13 protein-coding genes are annotated in these 19,388 nt (G+C 69.1%); 8 read left to right on the top strand and 5 right to left on the bottom strand.

Annotated features, from left to right (window positions below):
* On the top strand, window positions 1-2,590 hold a 2,590-nt coding region (locus AC1DXV_RS18655), incomplete at its 5' end, for a zinc-dependent metalloprotease (RefSeq protein WP_477934906.1).
* A 442-nt stretch (window positions 2,591-3,032) separates the two neighbouring features.
* Here the strand turns inward: AC1DXV_RS18655 and mpl are convergent.
* Genes mpl through thiD form a run of 3 tightly spaced genes read right to left on the bottom strand, consistent with a single transcriptional unit; the run spans window position 3,033 to window position 6,626 of the window.
* Window positions 3,033-4,385, bottom strand: coding sequence for a UDP-N-acetylmuramate:L-alanyl-gamma-D-glutamyl-meso-diaminopimelate ligase (mpl, locus tag AC1DXV_RS18650; protein WP_477864413.1), 1,353 nt, complete (start codon window positions 4,383-4,385; stop codon window positions 3,033-3,035).
* 4 nt (window positions 4,386-4,389) lie between these two features.
* On the bottom strand, window positions 4,390-5,679 hold the full coding sequence (hemL, locus tag AC1DXV_RS18645) for a glutamate-1-semialdehyde 2,1-aminomutase (protein WP_477864412.1): 1,290 nt from the start codon (window positions 5,677-5,679) through the stop codon (window positions 4,390-4,392).
* Window positions 5,680-5,690: 11 nt separating this feature from the next.
* On the bottom strand, window positions 5,691-6,626 hold the full coding sequence (thiD, locus tag AC1DXV_RS18640) for a bifunctional hydroxymethylpyrimidine kinase/phosphomethylpyrimidine kinase (protein ID WP_477864411.1): 936 nt from the start codon (window positions 6,624-6,626) through the stop codon (window positions 5,691-5,693).
* 190 nt (window positions 6,627-6,816) lie between these two features.
* Here thiD and AC1DXV_RS18635 point away from each other — a divergent pair, with 190 nt between their 5' ends.
* The 7 genes from AC1DXV_RS18635 (at window position 6,817) to AC1DXV_RS18605 (ending at window position 18,503) form a co-directional block, all read left to right on the top strand.
* A complete protein-coding gene (locus AC1DXV_RS18635; RefSeq protein WP_082004612.1) occupies window positions 6,817-6,969 on the top strand; it encodes a rubredoxin in 153 nt (50 codons plus the stop codon).
* 72 nt (window positions 6,970-7,041) lie between these two features.
* The gene (locus tag AC1DXV_RS18630; RefSeq protein WP_073463030.1) at window positions 7,042-7,434 is read left to right on the top strand and encodes a response regulator; all 393 of its coding nucleotides are present in this window, start codon (window positions 7,042-7,044) and stop codon (window positions 7,432-7,434) included.
* 60 nt (window positions 7,435-7,494) lie between these two features.
* Window positions 7,495-7,860 (top strand): response regulator transcription factor, encoded by a 366-nt coding sequence (locus AC1DXV_RS18625; protein ID WP_047509914.1) that lies wholly within the window; start codon window positions 7,495-7,497, stop codon window positions 7,858-7,860.
* Window positions 7,861-7,922: 62 nt separating this feature from the next.
* Complete coding sequence (locus AC1DXV_RS18620) at window positions 7,923-8,441, top strand: chemotaxis protein CheW (RefSeq protein ID WP_477864410.1); 519 nt, start codon at window positions 7,923-7,925, stop codon at window positions 8,439-8,441.
* Between the two features lie 58 nt (window positions 8,442-8,499).
* Window positions 8,500-10,803, top strand: a complete 2,304-nt coding sequence (locus AC1DXV_RS18615; RefSeq protein WP_047509917.1) for a methyl-accepting chemotaxis protein — start codon at window positions 8,500-8,502, stop codon at window positions 10,801-10,803.
* A gap of 110 nt (window positions 10,804-10,913) precedes the next feature.
* A complete protein-coding gene (locus tag AC1DXV_RS18610) occupies window positions 10,914-17,444 on the top strand; it encodes a hybrid sensor histidine kinase/response regulator (RefSeq protein ID WP_477934904.1) in 6,531 nt (2,176 codons plus the stop codon).
* 33 nt (window positions 17,445-17,477) lie between these two features.
* On the top strand, window positions 17,478-18,503 hold the full coding sequence (locus AC1DXV_RS18605) for a GGDEF domain-containing protein (protein WP_477934902.1): 1,026 nt from the start codon (window positions 17,478-17,480) through the stop codon (window positions 18,501-18,503).
* A gap of 26 nt (window positions 18,504-18,529) precedes the next feature.
* Here the strand turns inward: AC1DXV_RS18605 and AC1DXV_RS18600 are convergent, their stop codons facing one another.
* Both AC1DXV_RS18600 and AC1DXV_RS18595 read right to left on the bottom strand, forming a co-directional pair.
* On the bottom strand, window positions 18,530-18,760 hold the full coding sequence (locus tag AC1DXV_RS18600; RefSeq protein WP_477874037.1) for a hypothetical protein: 231 nt from the start codon (window positions 18,758-18,760) through the stop codon (window positions 18,530-18,532).
* On the bottom strand, window positions 18,757-18,945 hold the full coding sequence (locus AC1DXV_RS18595; protein ID WP_477874035.1) for a hypothetical protein: 189 nt from the start codon (window positions 18,943-18,945) through the stop codon (window positions 18,757-18,759). The genes AC1DXV_RS18600 and AC1DXV_RS18595 overlap by 4 nt, the downstream gene beginning before the upstream one ends.
* Window positions 18,946-19,388: the final 443 nt, after the last annotated feature.

Raw genomic sequence — 19,388 nt, 5'->3', positions numbered from 1 at the left:
GGCCGCGGCAGCCGCCGCCTCGGCGGCCTCGGCCCCCGGCGCGACCGTGGTCCGGCTCGACCCTGCCGCCCCGAAGCCCTTCGACGAGATCATCAAGGGCGCGACCCGCCAGGACGGCTTCGTGCCGGTGTGGCGCAAGGACGAGAAGACCTGGCTCGAGATCCCGGTCGAGCGGCTGGACCAGCCGTTCATGCTGTCGATCAACATCTCGAACTCGATCGGCGAGCGCGGCCTGTACGCGAGCCAGATGGGCCCGCAGTGGCTCGCCAGCTTCCGCAAGATCGGCAGCAACCTGATCCAGCTGGTGGCGCTGAACACCAACTACGTCGGCACCACCCCGGCGATGCAGGCGAGCGTCGAGCAGGCGTTCTCGAACAGCCTGCTGGGCGCGGCCACCATCGTCAGCGCGCCGCACCCGCAGCGCAAGTCGGTGCTGGTCGACGCGAACTTCCTGCTGTCGGACATGCCCGGCTACTCGACCGCGATCGAGACCGCGTTCCGCCTGCCGTTCGCGCTCGACCGCGGCAACTCGTACTTCGAGAAGATCCGCGTCACCGACGACCTGACGACGCTGAACGCGCGCATGCACTTCGCGACCTCGCGGCTGCCCGCGCCGCCACTGGTGCCGAGCCCGGTGCCCAGCCCGACGCCGCCGCAGACGACGCCGGACCCGCGCAGCATGTTCATCGGCTACGTCTACAACTTCGCGAAGCTCGGCGAGGCGATGGCGCCGCGCAAGACCGACCCGCGCCTCGGCCACTTCTTCGATGTCGTCACCGACCTGACCACCGACACCAAGGCCAACCCGCGGCTGCACTACGTGACCCGCTGGCGCCTCGAGAAGAAGGATCCGCAGGCCGAGCTGTCCGAACCGAAGCAGCCGATCGTCTACTGGCTCGACAAGAACATCCCGGTGCAGTACCGCGGGGCGGTCGAGGCCGGCGTGCTGGAATGGAACAAGGCCTTCGAGCGCATCGGCTTCAAGAACGCGATCGTCGCGAAGCAGCAGCCCGACGATGCCGACTGGGACAACATGGACGCGCGCCATGCGTCGATCCGCTGGTTCACCGGCGCCGACGTCGGCTTCGCGATCGGCCCGAGCCATTCCGATCCGCGCACCGGCGAGATCATCGATGCCGACATCGGCATGAGCGACGTGTTCGGCCGCGGCGCGCGGCGCTTCCTGGTCGAGGACGTGGGTCGTGCCCAGGCCTCTGCGGCGTCCTTCCCCTCGCCCACCTTCGCCGCGTGGAGCAAGTTCGGCGGTGCCGACTACTGCAACTACGCGCAGGAGGCCGCCGCCGAGATGGACTTCGCGATGGACCTGCTCGAAGCGCGCGGCGAGATCGCGCCTGACGGCCCGGAGGCGGATGCCTTCGTGCAGTCGCGCATCAAGGATGTCGTGATGCACGAGGTCGGCCACACGCTCGGGCTGAAGCACAACTTCAAGGCGTCGACGGTGGTGAGCCGCTCGCAGCTGCAGGACAAGGGCTTCACCGAGAGCAAGGGCATCTCCGGCTCGGTGATGGATTACAACGCCTACAACCTGGCGCTGGCCGGCGAGAAGCAGGCGAGCCTGAACAACACGACTCTGGGGCCCTACGACTACTGGGCGATCGAGTACGCCTACAAGCCGGTGGCGCCGGCCGACGAGGCGGGCGAGCTGGCGCGCATCGCGGGGCGCAGCACCGATCCGCTGCTCGCCTATTCGGACGACGCCGAGGCCGGCGGCCAGCGCGGCAACGATGGCATCGACCCGCTGGTCAACCGCTTCGACCTGGGCGACGACCCGCTCGCGTACTACGAGAAGCGGCTGCTGCTGTCGCGCGAGCTGTGGCAGCGGGTGCAGGACCGCACGCCGCAGCCGGGCGACGAGGCGATCCGCCAGCGCCGGGTGCTGCTCAGCGGCTTCCAGCAGCTCAACCGCGCGGCCGACCTGGTCGGCAAGTACGTCGGCGGCATGAACACGGTGCGTGACCTGCCGGGTTCGACCAACCGGCCGGCCTATGCGCCGGTGGCGCCGGCCAAGCAGCGCGATGCGCTGCAGTTCCTGGCCAAGGGGCTGTTCAACGCGGACAGCTTCCGCTTCAAGCCGCAGTTCCTGGCCAGCCTGTCGCCTGACTACAACGAGTGGGACCGTGGCGGGCCGGTGAGCATTCCGGCGGCGGTGCTGCAGGTGCAGGTGACGGCGCTCGACCGGCTGATGAGCCCGGGCACCGCATCGCGGCTGCTGGACCTGCCGCTGTACGTGGCCGATGCGAACAAGCGCAACGTGATCTCGCTGGCCGAGGTGTACGGCACGCTGCAGGGCTCGGTGTGGAGCGAGCTGAAGACCGGCAGCGACATCGACCGGCTGCGCCGCAACCTGCAGCGCGAGCACCTGCGCCGCGTGCAGTCACTGCTGATCCGCGGTGCCGGCACGTTGCCGCCGGATGCGCTGAGCCTGGTGCGGATGGAGGCGGTCGAGCTGCAGGGGCAACTGCGCGGCGCGGTCAACAGCCCGAAGCTGTCGATCGAGAGCCGGGCGCATCTGCAGGACAGCCTGTCGACGCTCAATGAGGCGTTGAAGGCCTCCATGCTGCGAAGCTGATCCCGTTCGTGCGTGCGTTCGTGCGTTCGTGCGTTCGTGCGTTCGAGCGGAAGGCGCGTGCGGCGAGGCTGTGGCTCGCCGGCCGGGTCGGTCATCGCCCCGGGGGCGATGACTCCCCTCCGCTGACTGGTTTCATGGCCCGTCGCCCAAACTCCCGCCACTCACTTCGTTCGTTGTGGTCAAACAGTGGGCGACAGTCAGTTCACGAAGCGTGCTGCGCACGCGGGCCATGAAACCAGCCAGCTCCGGCGACCCGTCCTGATTGGCGCTCCACAGCCTCCCCGCACGCGCCTTCGTGCCACCGCCCTGCCTTGGGAAGGTGACAAGCGAACAAATGAGGATTGGCCCCGGGTTGTCACCCGGGGGGCGTCATGCGTGTTTCCTGAGCCCCACACCCCCAGCCCGCGCCTTTGCTCGCGCAGAAACCTCGCAAGCCCAGCAATCAAGCCGACAGAGCAGCCAGCAGCTTGTCGTGAACCCCGCCGAACCCGCCGTTGCTCATGCACAGCACGTGGTCGCCGGGCTTCGCGGCCCGTCGCACCGCGGCCACCAGCGCTTCGATGGTGTCGCACACCACCGCCTTGTCGCCCATCGGCGCCAGCGCCTCGCGCGCGTCCCAGCCCAGGTTGCCCTGGTAGCAGAACGACAGGTCCGCCTCCTCCAGCGACCACGGCAGCTGGGCCTTCATCGTGCCGAGCTTCATCGTGTTCGAGCGCGGCTCCAGCACCGCGAGGATGCGCTCCAGCCCGACCTTGCGGCGCAGCCCGTTGACCGTGGTGCGGATCGCCGTCGGGTGGTGCGCGAAGTCGTCGTAGATCTTCACGCCGCCGGCCTCGCCGCGCAGCTCCATGCGGCGGCGCACGTTCTGGAACGTGGCGAGCGCCTTCGCGGCGACCTGCGGATCGACGCCCACGTGCTCGGCCGCGGCAATCGCCGCGAGCGCATTCAGCTGGTTGTGCTCGCCCAGCAGCGGCCACTCGACGTGCGCGATCTTCAGGCTGCCGCGCAGCACGTCGAACGCATGCGGCTCGCCGCGGGCGCGCAGCGCGCCGGGCGTTTCCTTGCGGGCACCGAAGCGCACCACGTCGCTCCAGCAGCCGCGCGCCAGCACCCGCTGCAGCGACTCCTCGCGCGCATTGACGACCAGCCGGCCGGCCGCCGGCACCGTGCGCACCAGGTGGTGGAACTGGGTCTCGATCGCGCCCAGGTCCGGGAAGATGTCGGCGTGGTCGAACTCGAGGTTGTTCAGCACCGCGGTGCGCGGGCGGTAGTGCACGAACTTGCTGCGCTTGTCGAAGAACGCGGTGTCGTATTCGTCGGCCTCGATCACGAAGGGTTTGCCTTCGCCCAATCTCGCCGACACGCCGAAGTTCTGCGGCACCCCGCCCACCAGGAAGCCCGGCTTCAGCCCGGCCTGCTCCAGCACCCACGCCAGCATCGAGGTGGTGCTGGTCTTGCCGTGCGTGCCGGCGACCGCCAAGACATGGCGGCCCTGCAGCACGTTCTCGGCCAGCCACTGCGGCCCGCTGGTGTACGGCAGGCCGGCGTCGAGGATGGCTTCCATCAGCTCGTTGCCGCGCGAAACCACGTTGCCGACGACGAACAGGTCGGGCGCGAGCTTGACCTGGTCGGCGCCCCAGCCCTCGATCAACTCGATGCCGAGCGCGCGCAGCTGGTCGCTCATCGGCGGGTAGACGCCGGCGTCGCAACCGGTGACGCGGTGGCCGCCTTCGCGGGCGAGCGCGGCGACGCCGCCCATGAAGGTGCCGCAGATGCCGAGGATGTGGATGTGCATGCCGCTACTTCAGCACGGATCGTGCCGCGGCGATCGTGGTCTCGATGTCTTCGGCCGTGTGGGCGGCGCTGACGAAGCCGGCCTCGTACAGCGCCGGGGCGATGTACACGCCCTGGTCGAGCAGGCCGTGGAAGAAGCGGTTGAAGCGCTCCTTGTCGGTGGCCATCACGGTCGCGTAGTTCTGCGGCAGCGTGTCGGCCAGGAAGAAGCCGAACATGCCGCCTTCGCAGTCGGTTGACCAGGGCGCGCCGTTCTCGCGCGCGACCGCGGCCAGGCCGTCGACCAGGCTGCGGGTGCGCGCCGACAGCGCCTCGAAGAAGCCGGGGCGCTGGATCTCGCGCAGCGTCGCCAGGCCGCAGGCGGTGGCCACCGGGTTGCCCGACAGCGTGCCGGCCTGGTAGACCGGGCCGAGCGGCGCCAGTTGCTCCATCACCGCGCGCTTGCCGCCGAAGGCCGCCAGCGGCATGCCGCCGCCGATCACCTTGCCGAACACGCTGAGGTCGGGCTCGAAGCCGGGCAGCGCGCGCGCGTACAGGCCCTGCGCGCCGTGCAGGCCGACGCGGAAGCCGGTCATCACCTCGTCGAACACCAGCAGTGCGCCGTGCTGCGTGCACAGCTCGCGCAGCCGCTTCATGAACGGCAACTGGGTGCGGATGAAGTTCATGTTGCCGGCGATCGGCTCGATCATCACGCAGGCGATGTCGCGGCCGTGCAGACTGAAGGCTTCCTCGAGCTGCGCCAGGTGGTTGTACTCGAGCACCATCGTGTGCTGCACCACCTCGGCCGGCACGCCGGCGCTGGTCGCGTGGCCGAAGGTGGCGAGGCCCGAGCCGGCCTTCACGAGCAGCGCATCGGCATGGCCGTGGTAGCAGCCCTCGAACTTGACGATGCGGTTGCGGCCGGTGGCGCCGCGCGCGAGGCGGATGGCGCTCATCGCGGCCTCGGTGCCGGAGCTGACGAGGCGGATCTGCTCGAGGCTCGGCACCAGCTTCAGGATCTCCTCGGCGAGTTCGATCTCGCGCTCGGTCGGGGCGCCGAACGAGAAACCGTCGAGCGCGGCCTTCTGCACCGCCTCGAGCACCGCTGGATGGCCGTGGCCGAGGATCATCGGGCCCCAGGAGCCGATGTAGTCGATGTAGCGCGTGCCCTCGGCGTCATACATGTACGCGCCCTGCGCGCGGGCGATGAAGCGCGGCGTGCCGCCGACGGCCCGGAACGCGCGCACCGGCGAGTTGACGCCGCCGGGGATCACGCGGCGGGCGCGCTCGAACAGACTCTCGTTGGTTTTCGTCATCTCAGGCTGTCTCAGTGCACATGCCGGGGGTCTTTGGGCGCCTCGTCGTCGTTGGCGGCGCCGCTGCCGGGCTCGCCTTCCTCGCCTTCTTCACCGGGCGGCAGCGCCCAGAAGAAGCGGTCGGGGATCACGTTGCCCATGCCGGGGCGGAAGCCGGCGTCCAGCGCCTGGTCGAGGAACGCAAGCGATTCGCCGACCGCCGCGTGCAGCTCGCTGCCGGCGGCCAGCAGCGCCGCCAGCGCCGACGACAGCGTGTCGCCCGCGCCGACGAAGCTCACCTCGAAGCGCTCGAACTTCTCGCCGGTGATCGCGCCCTGCGGCGAGGCCAGCACGTTGTCCATGAACTGGTCGGGCAGCGGCACGCTCGTGACCAGCACGAAGCGCGTGCCGTGCTGCGCCGCGGCCACCGCCAGCTCGCGCGGCGAGGCCGGGCGCTCGCTGCTCCACTCGGGCAGCAGGAAATCGGTCAGCGTCTGGTGGCTGCCGACCAGCACCTCGGTCTGCGGCAGCACCAGCTCGCGGAACGCGTCGAGGTAGGCCTGCTGGTCGTCCTCTTCGAGCCACGACAGGTTCGGCATGTAGGCGACCAGCGGCACCTCGGGGTAGTCGGACAGCACCTCGGCGACCGCGCTGACGCCCTCGGCGGACCCGAGGAAGCCGACCTTCCAGGCGGCGATGCTCACGTCCTCGAGGATGCTGCGGGCCTGCTCGACCACCACGTCGGCGTCGATCGCGCTGTGGTCGAATACCTCGGCGGTGTCACGCAGCACGATCGAGGTGACCACCGGCAGCGCATGCGCGCCCATCGCCGCAATGGTCGCGACATCGCCGGCCAGGCCGCCGGCGCCGCTCGGGTCGCTCGCGTTGAATGTCATCACGCAGGCGGGTGCGGGCGCTTCCTGGTTCGGGTCGGCCTGAGGGTCCGCGGGGGGGGCGTCTGGGGTCATGGGGGGTCCGTCAGGAAGGTGAAGACGAGTCGGGTTTGCCGGCACTGACTTCTAGAAAAATGTGAGGAATGTGGCGTAGGTGCCCAGGAATCAATGGTTTTTTGTCAATCTGCGTCGCTACAATCTTTTCTCATTGTAGTGAAGCGACAAAAACAAAGTGAGCAATGACCTCAGCGGTACCCGAACCTGGATGTGCCTGATCTGCGGGTGGATTTACGACGAAGCTGCAGGGGATCCTGAACACGGTATCGCACCGGGCACCGCATGGGAATCCGTTCCCATGAACTGGACCTGCCCGGAATGCGGCGCACGCAAGGAAGATTTCGAAATGGTCCAGATCTGATGGTCGCTGAGGCTCTTACATGGCGTGCCGGGCAGGTGCCACGGCCGCATTCAGTCATTGAGGGGATTCTCGGTGAGCAATGAAGCCATCGCAGGCATCAAGGTGCTGGTGATCGACGACAGCAACACGATCCGCCGCAGCGCGGAGATCTTCCTGAAGCAGGGCGGCCATACCGTGCTGCTCGCGGAAGATGGTTTCGACGCGCTGTCCAAGGTCAACGACCACGCCCCGGACCTGATCTTCTGCGACATCCTGATGCCGCGCCTGGACGGGTATCAGACCTGCGCCATCATCAAGCGAAACGCGAAATTTGCCGACGTGCCGGTCATCATGCTGTCCTCGAAGGACGGCCTGTTCGACAAGGCACGCGGACGGATGGTCGGCTCGGAGGACTACCTCACGAAGCCGTTCACCAAGGACCAGTTGCTGCAAGCCGTGGCACAGCACCGGCCGGCCCGCGCCTGATGCGCACACCTGCTGTTTCCCGGTAACGTTGCCCTGCAAGAGAGTTGAAGGAGTAAGACGATGGCGATTCAGAAGATTCTGTTGGTCGACGATTCGAAGACCGAACTGCACTACCTGTCGGAGCTGCTGACCAAGCGCGGCTACGCGGTGCGAACTGCCGAGAACGGCGAAGACGCGATGCGCCGGCTGGGCGAGGAAAAGCCCGACCTGATCCTGATGGACGTGGTCATGCCCGGCCAGAACGGCTTCCAGCTGACCCGTGCGATCACGCGCGACCCGCGCTTCACCGACGTGCCGGTGATCATGTGCACCAGCAAGAACCAGGAAACCGACAAGGTGTGGGGCATGCGCCAGGGCGCACGCGACTACATCGTCAAGCCCGTCGACGCCGACGAGCTGGTGTCGAAGATCCGCGCGTTCGATTGAACGCCGCCGGCATCCGTCCCCCCACCTCACCGTCACACGTCGCCCCGCAGGCAGAGAACTGAATGGCCAACAAGGAAGCATTGCGCGAACTGCAAAGTCGCCTGGCCGAAAGGCTGCAGGCGGCGCGTACGCAGGAGCGCGGCCGCGCCTGGCTGGCCGTCGAGTGCGGCAGCCACGGGTTCCTGTTCCCGCTGCAGGAGGCCGGTGAAATCTTCCCGTTCGCGCCTGCCATGCCGGTGCCGTACACCAGCCGCTGGTTCATGGGCGTGGCCAACCTGCGCGGCCGGCTGCACGGGGTGGTCGACCTGGCCGGCTTCCTGGGCGTGCGCGGCAACGAGCCGGTGCGCGAGCAGTCCTGGTTCGTCGCGTTCAACTCCGAACTGAACATCAACTGCGCGGTGTTGGTGGACCGGCTCGCCGGCCTGCGCAACCTGCAGCAGCTGACGCCCGAACCCGACGACGGACAGGCCAAGCCGGCTTTCGTCGGAACGCATTACCGCGACGAAGGCAAACGCCTCTGGCGCGAATTGAACCTGGCACAGCTGGCCACCGAGGCCGCTTTCCTGAAGATCGCAGGCTGAGGCGCACCCGCGCCGGCCCTCCTGACTGCATTACCCAAGACGACGCAACGAGGCACCTATGAGCTTCCTGAACAAAATCAAAGGCAAGGGCAAAGGCCGTGACGACGCATATGGCGCCGACGGTGCCGTTGCGCTGGACGACGTGGCCGGCCTCGACCTGGGGCACGGTGACGATGGGCGGCCGGACGGTGGCGCCAACACGGTGAACCTCGACTCGTCGATCATCTCGGAGGCTGCGCCGTCCGAACTCGCCGATTTCTCCGAAACCCGGCTGCCGAGCGGCGACAACGCCGCGCTGATGTCCGGCACCGGCGTGCCGCTGATCGGCAACCGGCCGGTCGGACAGCAGCAGCGCGTGCTGGGCGTCATGGTGCTGCTCGGCCTCGTCGGCCTGGTCGGCATGACGATCAGCTCGCTGAACCAGGCCAACAAGGGCGCTGCCCAGGTGGGCTACTCCGGTCAGGCGCTGATGCAGTCGCAGCGTCTGGCGAAGTCGGTGTCGCAGGCCCTGATCGGCAGCGCGCAGGCCTTCCCCGAGGTGAAGGAAAGTACCGAGGTGCTGGCGCGCAACGTGCGCGGCCTGGCCAAGGGTGACCAGAACGTCGATGCGGCGCCGGGCGTCGTGCAGGACACGCTGGAGCCGCTGCTGCCGCTGATCGACCGCGCCGAGAAGAACGCGAACACCGTGCTCGCGCAGCAGAAGATCCTGACGCAGGTCGGCCAAGCGCTGCGCGCGATCAACCGCCAGTCGTCCGACCTGCTGGAAATCGCCGAGACGGTGTCGTCGCTGAAGCTGCAGCAGGAAGCCTCGCCGGCCGAGCTGTCGGCCGTCGGCCAGCTCGTGATGCTGACGCAGCGCATCGGCAAGTCGGCCAACGAATTCCTGACCATGGAAGGCGTGAGCCCCGAGGCCGTGTTCCTGCTGGGCAAGGACCTGAACTCGTTCCGCGAAATCGCCGACGGCCTGTCGAACGGCAACGCCGAACTGCGCCTGCCGGGCACCAAGGACCCGCAGACCAAGGARCGCCTGACCGCGCTGCTGAAGCAATACGAAGAGACGCGCACCCAGGCCAGCTCGATTCTGGGCAACCTGCAGGGCCTGGTGTCGGCCCGTGAAGCGCAGTCCGCGATCATTGGCGACAGCGAACCGCTGCGCAAGGGCCTTGAGACGGTGCAGGACCGCCTGTCCACCGTCACCGGCTTCAACGTCGTGAACCTGGGCCTGCTGGTGCTGTCGGCCGTCGTGCTGGCCCTCGGCGGTGCGGGCTTCCTGCAGCTGTATGTGCGAGACCAGGCGCAACGTGCCGCGCTCGCCGAGAACCAGCGGCTCGAAGCAGAACGCCAGGAACAGGAAGCCAAGCGCGTCAACGACGCGAACCAGGCGGCCATTCTGCGATTGATGAACGAACTGCAGACGGTTGCTGAAGGCGACCTGACACAGCAGGCCACCGTGACGGAAGACATCACGGGCGCCATCGCCGACTCGGTGAACTACACGGTGGAAGAGCTGCGCACGCTGGTGTCGCAGGTGCAGGGCACGGTGGGCCGGGTGACCGAAACGACGCAGCAGGTGGAAGCCACGTCGACCGAACTGCTGGCCGCCTCCGACGAGCAGCTGCGCGAGATTCGCGAAACCGGCGAGTCGGTGTTGCAGATGGCAGGCCGAATCAACGACGTGTCGAGCCAGGCGCAGCAGACGGCCCAGGTGGCGCGCCAATCGCTGCAAGCTGCCGAGACCGGTCTGACCGCGGTGCAGAACACGATCGGCGGCATGAACTCGATCCGCGACCAGATCCAGGAAACCTCCAAGCGGATCAAGCGGCTGGGCGAGTCGTCGCAGGAGATTGGCGAAATCACCGAACTGATTTCCGACATTACCGAACAGACGAACGTGCTGGCACTGAACGCCGCCATCCAGGCCGCATCGGCCGGTGAAGCGGGTCGAGGCTTCTCGGTGGTTGCGGAAGAAGTGCAACGGCTGGCAGAACGCTCCGGCGACGCGACGCGGCAGATTGCGGCCCTGGTGAAGACCATTCAGACCGACACCCAGGATGCTGCGGCGGCCATGGAGCGCTCGACGCAGGGCGTGGTGGAAGGAACCCGGCTGTCAGACGCGGCAGGTAACGCACTGGGCGACATCGACCGCGTGTCACGCCAGCTTGCCGACCTGATTGCGCACATTTCCAGCCAGGCGTCCCGCGAAGCCGAATCGGCCAACGTGGTGGCGGCCAACATCCAGCACATTTTCGCGGTGACCGAGCAGACCGGTGAAGGTACCCGCTCCACCGCACAGATGGTGCGCGAGCTGTCCCGGACGGCCGAGGAACTGAAGCAATCCGTTGCACGGTTCAAGATCGGTTGAGCTAGTGTGTTGCCTGCGGCCTGGATCGTCCTGATCGGGGCCGCAGCCCTTCACTCCACACAGGCATCAAATGGATTGCCACCGCCCCCAACGCGACGATGAGCGACACCATGAGTGAGACGACAGACGACCTCAGCGCGCTCGCGTGGGTTCACGAAGAACTGCGCAAGTCCCTGGACACCGCCCACAAGGCGCTGCGCCGCTACGTGAAGGAAGCCGAGGCGAACAGCGGCTCCGACGTCGACGCCGTCGATCCGTCGGTGCTGCGCACGGCCCGGCAGCAGATCCATCAAGGGGTCGGCGCGCTCGAAATGGTCGGCTTGCCGGCCGTCGCACGACTGCTGGCCGCCAGCGAGGCGGCGGTGCAGCGCTTCGTCGCGAAGCCGCAGAAGCTCACGTCGGCCGAGGTCGACACCATCGAGCGCGCCTCGTTCGCGCTGCTCGATTACCTGCAGCGCCTGCTGGCCGACAAGCCGGTCTCGCCGCTCGCGCTGTTCCCGCAGTACCAGGCGGTGCAGACGCTGGCCGGTGCCGAGCGCGTGCACCCCGCCGACCTGTGGAACATCGACTGGCGCTGGCGCGAGCTGCCGACCGACACCTCGGTCAAGCCGCGCGCCCCCGATTCGATCGCCCGCGGCCTGATGGAACGCCAGCTGCTGCTGATCATGCGCGGCGAGCCGATGCCGGCCGTGCAGCGCATGAGCGACATCTGCGCCGGTCTCGGTGCGCAGGCCTCCGACCTGACCCACTCCACGCTGTGGAAGCTCGCGGCCGCCTTCTTCGAAGGCCAGGCCAACGGCCTGCTGAAGGGCGACCTGCACACCAAGCGCGTGGCCTCGCGGCTGCTCGCGCAGCTGCGCACGCTGGAGCGCGGCCAGCCCGATGTCTCCGAGCGCCTCGCGCAGGACCTGCTGTTCTTCTGCGCGCAGGCCACCTCGCCCGGCGACGGCCGCAAGACGCCGCGCCTGGCGGCGGTTCGCGTGGCCTATGGCCTCGCACAGCACCTGCCGGTCGACTACGACACCAGCCGCCTCGGTCGCTTCGACCCGGCGCTGATCGTGCAGGCGCGCAAGCGCGTCTCCACCGCCAAGGATGCCTGGTCGTCGGTGGCCGGCGGCGAAATGCACCGCATGAGCGGCCTGGCCGAGCAGTTCTCGCTGGTCGGCGATTCGGTCAAGCGCCTGTACCCGAGCGGCGAGCTGTTGGCCGACGAGCTGCAGCAGGCCGTCGTGCAGACGCAGCAGTCCAATGCCGCGCCCGAAGCCGCGCTCGCGATGGAAGTCGCGACCAGCGTGCTGTACCTCGAAGCCTCGCTCGAGGATGCCGATTTCGACCACCCCGAGCAGGCCGCCCGCGTGCGCCGGCTCGCGCAGCGCATCGCCTCGGTGCGCGCCGGCAACACCCCCGACCCGCTCGAAGCGTGGATGGAGGAGCTGTACCGCCGCGTCTCCGACCGCCAGACCATGGGCAGCGTCGTGCAGGAACTGCGCGCCTCGCTTTCCGAGGCCGAGAAGTCGATCGACCAGTTCTTCCGCAACCCGGCGCAGCGCGAGCTGCTGGTGCCGGTGCCGAACCAGCTGTCCGCGATGCGCGGCGTGCTGTCGGTGCTGGGCATGGACCAGGCCTCGCATGCCGTGCTGCGCATGCGCGAAGACGTCGATGGCCTCATGACGACCGAGGTCGACCCGCAGCAGGTCGTGCAGTCGGGCACCTTCGACCGGCTGGCCGGCAACCTGGGCGCGCTCGGTTTCCTGATCGACATGCTCAGCGTGCAGCCGCAGATGGCGAAGTCGCTGTTCGTGTTCGACAGCAAGGCCGGCACRCTGAGCCCGCTGATGGGCCGCAGCGCCGCCGCGCGCCAGGCCTCCAACCTCGCGATCGCGCATGCGCCCGCGCCGGTGGAGCCGCGCCTGATCGAGCAGGCGCAGTCGCTGTCGCTCACCGCGGCGAGCGACAACGTGCCGCTCGATGAAGTCACGCGCGACCTCGACCTCCTGTCGCATGAAGCGCAGGCCGCGGCGCAGCCCGAGCTGGTCGCCGCCGTCGAGCATGCCAAGGACGCGATCGCGCATTCGCACAACACCGAAGAGGTGGCGGCCGCGCGCGAGCAGCTCTCCGAGGCGCTGTCCGATTTCGTCCACACCGCCACCGACCCGGTGCTCGACATGCCCGAGGCCGCGCCGGCCAAGGTGCAGCCGGCCCTGTCGGCGGCACCGGCCAGCATGGCCACCGACCTCGGCGACGATCCCGAGATGCGCGAGATCTTCCTCGAGGAAGCGCGCGAGGTGATCGAGACCGCCGAGACGGCGTTGAAGACGCTGGCGCATGCCAGCGCCGACGTCGAGCAGCAGACCACCGTGCGCCGCGCATTCCACACGCTGAAGGGCAGCTCGCGCATGGTCGGGCTGAAGGACTTCGGCGATGCCGCATGGGCCTGCGAGCAGGTCTACAACACCTGGCTGGCCGGCCAGAAGGCCGCCGACCCGACGCTGCTGAATTTCTCCAACGAAGCGCTCGCCTACTTCGCGAAGTGGGTCGATGCGATCGCCGCACAGAACGTCACCGGCTTCCATGCCGCGGTGGTGAAGGCCGCCGCCGACGCGCTGGGCCGTGGCGATCCGGTGCCGCCGATCAAGGCCGGCCCGGCCGCGCCGGTCCCGCTGATGTCGCTGTCGTTCGGCGACGCCGCGGCTGCGAAGCCGGCCGCCGCTGCGCCGGTGGCCGCCAGGCCGGTGATCACCGCACCGGTGTCGGCACCGGCGCCGCTGACCCCGCTGTCGATCACGCCGCCCGCAACACGCCCGGTGGCGCCGCCGCCGGTCGCCGCTGCGCCCTCCCAGCCGCTCCCGCTGGCCGACCTGTCGTTCGACCTCGACCTGGGCGCGTTCGACGAGGCCCCGGCCGCCGTCGCGCCGGCCGGCTCGTTGCCGAGCATCGAACTGCCCGACACCTCGATGCTCGACCAGCTCGGCGCGGCCGCGCCGATCGACGCCGTGCTCGAGCCGCTGCCGGTCGCCGAGAGCATCGAGCCGCAACTGCTGTCGGCCGATTCGGTCGAGCTGATCGAGCTCGACCTGGGCGACGATTTCTTCGGCAGCGCACAGGCCATCGAGGCCACGCCGCTGGTCACCGAGCTGTCGCCGTCATCGGCTGCGGCGCCGCTGTCCGACGACGACCAGGTCAAGATCGTCGGCCCGCTGCGCATCGGCATCCCGCTGTTCAACATCTACCTGAACGAAGCCGACGAGCTGTCGCGCCGCCTGACGACCGAAGTCGCCGAGTGGGCGATGGAGCTGCACCGCCCGATCGGCGAAATGCCGATCGCGCTCGCGCACTCGCTGGCAGGCAGTTCGGCCACGGTCGGCTTCAGCGAGCTGTCGCACCTCGCGCGGCTGCTCGAGCATTCGCTGATGCGTTCGCAGGCGATCGGCGCCGGCACGACCGACGAAGCCCGCCTGTTCGTCGACTCGGCCGAGGAAGTGCGCCGCCTGCTGCACCAGTTCGCCGCCGGCTTCCTGAAGCCCGCCGCACCGGAACTGCTGGAGCGCCTGGCTGCGCACGAGATCAGCTCGGCCCGTCGCCTCGAGGCCGCCAACGCGGCGGCCGAGGTGGCGCAGGCCTCGCCGTCGACCGACGACATCCCGGCACCGCAGCCGGAAGAAGGCTTCGGCGACCTCGACGTGTCGTTCGACGACCTGGCGGCCTTCGAGACGGCCCCCGAGATCGTGCTGAGCGAGCCGATGGCGCTGGCACCCGAGCTGCCGGCCGTCCTCGAGGTTCCCGAGATTGCCGAGACATTCGACCCCGAAGCGCTGTCGGCCGCGGCCGAAGGCTCGTTCGGCACCAACGACACCAACTTCGCCGGCCTCGGCCTGCCCGAGCTGAAGGCGTTCTCGCCGCTCGCGGCCGAGCCGCAGCGCTCGGCCCCGGTGCGCGTCGACGTCGACGACGAGGGTGACGACGATGACGACGACATCGACGCGATCGATGCCGTCGACGCCGAGCTGTTCCCGATCTTCGAGGAAGAGGGCGAGGAGCTGATCCCCGAACTGGCGACCAAGCTGCGCGAGTGGTCGCGCCGCCCGACCGACAACTCGGCGGCCGCGGCCTGCATGCGCACGCTGCACACGCTGAAGGGCGGTGCCCGCCTGGCCGGTGCCATGCGGCTGGGTGAAATGGCCCACCGCCTGGAAACCCGCATCGAGCACCTGCTGCAGCAGGCGGCGCCGGCGACCACGCAGGAGGTCGAGGCGCTGCAAGGCCGTGCCGACGGCCTGGCGCATGCCTTCGAGACGCTGCGCTCGCGCGACGCCCAGGCGTACGCCGAAGCGGCCGCTGCGCCGGTCGCACCGCCGCCCGCGCCGGTCGCCCGTCCGCCGGTGGCCCCACCGGTGGTGCTGGCACCGATGACGGTGGCGGCACCGGTGATGCCGGTGTTCACCGCGCCGCCGGTCGTGGCAGCTCCTGTCGTTGCCGCTCCTGTGGTGCCCGTCGCCCCGCCGGTGGCCGAGCCGACCCCTGCGCCGGTGACGCAACCGACGCCGCTGGCCGCCGAGGCCGCGCCGTTCATCGAGCCGCTGGCACCGACCATCCCTGCTCCTGTCGTGGCCGCGCCGGTGGTTGCCGCCCCGGTGGCCAAACCGGCGACCCCGCCGGTCGCCGCCCCGGTGCTGACCCCTGCACGCGTTGCCGCCCAGGCCCAGGTGCCAGGCGGCGACATCGACTGGTCGCGCTTCGCCGCCTCGCCGACGGCGGTGGCTGCGGCGGTCGAACAGGCCATCTCGCCGACGCACTCCGCGGTGCGCGTGCGCGGCCCGCTGCTCGAACGGCTGGTCAACCAGGCCGGTGAGGTCAGCATCACGCGCTCGCGGATCGAGGCCGAGGTCGGCAACATCCGCGGCTCGCTGTCCGACCTGACGGACAACCTGGAGCGCCTGCGCGGCCAGCTGCGCGACATCGAGCTGCAGGCCGAGACGCAGATGAGCTCGCGGCTGGAGCAGGCGAAGGCGCAGGCCCAGTCGTTCGACCCGCTGGAGTTCGACCGCTTCACGCGCTTCCAGGAACTGACGCGGATGATGGCCGAGTCGGTGAACGACGTGGCCACCGTGCAGCGCACGCTGCACCGCACGCTGGAAACGACCGAAGACGAACTGGCGGCACAGGCCCGCCTGACGCGCGACCTGCAGGATGACCTGCTCCGCACCCGGATGGTCGAGTTCGAAAGCGCCTCCGACCGCCTGTACCGCGTGGTGCGGCAGGCCGCGAAGGAAACCGGCAAGCAGGTGCGCCTGGACATCGTCGGCGGCTCGATCGAAATCGACCGCGGCGTGCTGGACCGCATGACGCCGGCCTTCGAACACCTGCTGCGCAACTGCGTGACGCACGGCATCGAGCGCCCCGACGTGCGCACCGGCATCGGCAAGGAAGCAGCCGGCAGCATCGTCGTGTCGCTGCACCAGGAAGGCAACGAAGTCGGCGTGGAATTCCGCGACGACGGCGCCGGCCTGAACCTGATGCGCATCCGCGACAAGGGCATCGCGATGGGCCTGATCAAGGCCGATGAATCGAAGAGCGATGCCGAGCTGGCCAACCTGATCTTCACGCCGGGCTTCTCGACCGCCGACCAGGTGACCGAGCTGGCCGGCCGCGGGGTCGGGATGGACGTGGTCCGCTCCGAAGTGAACGCGATGGGCGGCCGCATCGAGACCGCGACCTCGGTCGGCCAGGGCACCAGCTTCAAGCTGCTGCTGCCGCTGACGACGGCGGTGACGCAGGTCGTGATGCTGCGCTGCGGCGGCACGGTGGTCGCGGTTCCCGCGACGCTGATCGAGATCGTGCGCCGCGCCAAGGTGGACGAGCTGGAGCATGCCTACGCGAGCGGCACCTTCACGGTCGGCGACCGTTCGCTGCTGTTCTTCTGGCTGGGCGCCTTGCTGCAGCAGACGGCCATCAGCCAGGAAGTGACCCGCATGCGCCCGGTGGTGGTGGTGCGCAGTGCGCAGCAACGCATCGCGCTGCACGTCGACGAAGTGCTGGGCAACCAGGAAGTGGTCGTGAAGAACCTCGGGCCGCAGCTGTCGCGCCTGCCGGGTCTCGCGGGCATGACGCTGCTGGCCTCGGGTGCGGTCGCGCTGATCTACAACCCGGTGGCGCTGGCCACGCTGTATGGCGATGCGGCCCGTGCCGCGACGCTGGCGGCACGCCAGGCGCCGACGCAGGCGCAGATGATCGAAGCGGCGGCCGCCGAGGCGCCGCAACGCCTGGCGCCGCTGGTGCTGGTGGTCGACGATTCGCTGACGGTGCGCCGCGTCACGCAGCGCCTGCTGGTGCGCGAAGGCTACCGCGTGCAGCTCGCCAAGGACGGTATCGACGCGCTCGAACGCCTGGCCGAGGACCTGCCGCAGGTCGTGCTGAGCGACATCGAGATGCCGCGCATGGACGGCTTCGACCTGGTGCGCAACATCCGCGCCGACGCGCGCCTGCGCGACCTGCCGGTGATCATGATCACCTCGCGGATCGCACAGAAGCACCGCGACTATGCGGCCGAGCTGGGCGTCGACCACTACCTCGGCAAGCCGTATTCGGAAGAAGACCTGCTGGCCCTGATCGGGCGCTACACGGCCGACGTCACCTTGGCGTAACCTGTCGACCATGCGCTCACACGAGAACATCCGATGTCCGAGCTGGTCGACCATCTCGCCGAGCTGACGGGGTTTCGCGACCGCGACATTCTCGATGTGACCCTGGTGGGCGCGCTGCGCGACCTGCTGCGCCCCCTGACGGTGGCGATCTACCGCAGCGTCGGCGACCAGGGGCAGGAGCGCTGGCTGACACGGGCCCACCTGGGGCAGCACGATGCCGTGGCGCGTGCCGATCCGGTGTGGGCCGATGTCGACAGCCTGCCCGAGCTCGACGCCTTCCCGGCGCGGCTGCAGGCGATGAACGGGCAGACGGTGCTCGCGGTGCCCGGCACGCCCCACCTCACGATCTTCGCCGTCAGCACCGACCGCGAGGTGGTCGGCGTGCTCGAGGTCGAGACCGAGGCGGCGATGAGCGACGAATCGCAGCGACTGGTCTGCAGCATCCTGCGCATCTACCGCAACTTCGAAGGCCTGCTCGACTACAGCGAGCGCGACACGCTGACCGGCCTGCTGAACCGCAAGACCTTCGACGAGAGCTTCCTGAAGGCGACCAACACGCCGGCGCTGGTGTCGCACGCCGACACGCGCCGCGCGCCGCCGTCATCGCACCAGCACTACTGGCTGGGCGTGATCGACATCGACCACTTCAAGTCGGTCAACGACAGCTATGGCCACCTGATCGGCGACGAGGTGCTGCTGCTGCTGTCGCGGCTGATGCGCAGCAGCTTCCGTTTCCACGACCGCCTGTACCGGTTCGGCGGCGAGGAGTTCGTCGTGCTGATGCGCTGTGCCCGCGAGGAAGACACGGCCATGGCGCTGGAGCGGATGCGGCAGAACACCGAGGCGTATGCGTTCCCGCAGGTCGGGCGCATCACGATCAGCATCGGTTTCACCGAGGTGAAGCCCGGCGACACCCCGAGCGGTGCCTTCGAACGGGCCGACAAGGCGGTGTACTACGCGAAGGGCCACGGCCGCAACCAGGTGCGCAGCCATGCGGCGCTGGTGGCCAGCGGCGCGCTCGAGGACGACTCGATCATCGGGGACGTCGAGCTGTTCTAGTGTCGACAGGCCCTGGCGCGGCAGGTTCAGCTCGATCGATCGGCCGGCTCGGCGACGACCGCCTGCCCGGCTTGCTGGTGTTGCTGCTCAGCGCTGCGCACCACGCCCGAGACGACCACGCAGAACGCGATCAGGACAACGGCCGAGAGGGCCAGCGCGGCGAGGATCAGTGCGTTCTCGGAGCGCCATTTCTCGGGCAGGTTCTCCAGCCACGCGGACAGCGCCGGCAGGCGATCCAGTGCAGCTGCGGCTTTCATGGCTTGGACGGCAACGCATCGGGCCAATGGCGGGCCTGCAGTGCCGGGTGGGCGGCCTCGTAGCCGAGATCGTCCGGCAAGGCCGTTGTCGACACGTCGGAGGGCTCGGCTGCCGGCCGGTGCGGCTGCGGTTCGCCCAGGGCCCAGCGCCGCACGTCTTCCAGCCAATCTGCATCGCTTGCCATCGTCACTGCTCCTCGGCGAGCGCTCCCACGGAGTGGGGAGCATGGCAGGCATCGTCGCGTGCACATGGCGCCGCTGCCATCGGCCGAGGCTGCAACTCAACGTAGGAGCGTGCCTACAGTCGTTGCATCTGCTCACGATGCCTCGGTGCGCGTCGGCGTTGCCCTACAGCCGCGAACGCTGGCTTCCTGCGCCGCGACGCGGCCCGCGGCGACAGCTTCTTTCTCGCCGCTGCGCGACGATCCGCGGCATCCACCGGCCGGTGCCGGCAGCGAAAGGAAGCAACATGAACGCGAACAGCTGGTACACCCCGAGCGTGGTCCTGAGTGCGCTGTGCGCCGCGATGGTCGTCACCGCCTGCGGACCGCAGAACGGTGAACCGGTGGCCGCCGCGCCGGCGCCTGCCGCTCCCGTCACGACGCCCGCGCCGGCCCCGGTGCAGGCG

The organism is Rhizobacter sp. P3_C12, assembly GCF_056402735.1.
This window is presented reverse-complemented; position numbering and strand designations above follow the sequence as displayed.

Excerpts from the sequence above, each read along its gene's own strand:
- mpl (WP_477864413.1), bottom strand. The coding sequence starts at position 4,385 with ATGCACATCCACATCCTCGGCATCTGCGGCACCTTCATGGGCGGCGTC.
- hemL (WP_477864412.1), bottom strand. The coding sequence starts at position 5,679 with ATGACGAAAACCAACGAGAGTCTGTTCGAGCGCGCCCGCCGCGTGATC.
- thiD (WP_477864411.1), bottom strand. The coding sequence starts at position 6,626 with ATGACCCCAGACGCCCCCCCCGCGGACCCTCAGGCCGACCCGAACCAG.
- AC1DXV_RS18635 (WP_082004612.1), top strand. The coding sequence starts at position 6,817 with ATGTGCCTGATCTGCGGGTGGATTTACGACGAAGCTGCAGGGGATCCT.
- AC1DXV_RS18625 (WP_047509914.1), top strand. The coding sequence starts at position 7,495 with ATGGCGATTCAGAAGATTCTGTTGGTCGACGATTCGAAGACCGAACTG.
- AC1DXV_RS18620 (WP_477864410.1), top strand. The coding sequence starts at position 7,923 with ATGGCCAACAAGGAAGCATTGCGCGAACTGCAAAGTCGCCTGGCCGAA.
- AC1DXV_RS18605 (WP_477934902.1), top strand. The coding sequence starts at position 17,478 with ATGTCCGAGCTGGTCGACCATCTCGCCGAGCTGACGGGGTTTCGCGAC.
- AC1DXV_RS18600 (WP_477874037.1), bottom strand. The coding sequence starts at position 18,760 with ATGAAAGCCGCAGCTGCACTGGATCGCCTGCCGGCGCTGTCCGCGTGG.
- AC1DXV_RS18595 (WP_477874035.1), bottom strand. The coding sequence starts at position 18,945 with ATGGCAAGCGATGCAGATTGGCTGGAAGACGTGCGGCGCTGGGCCCTG.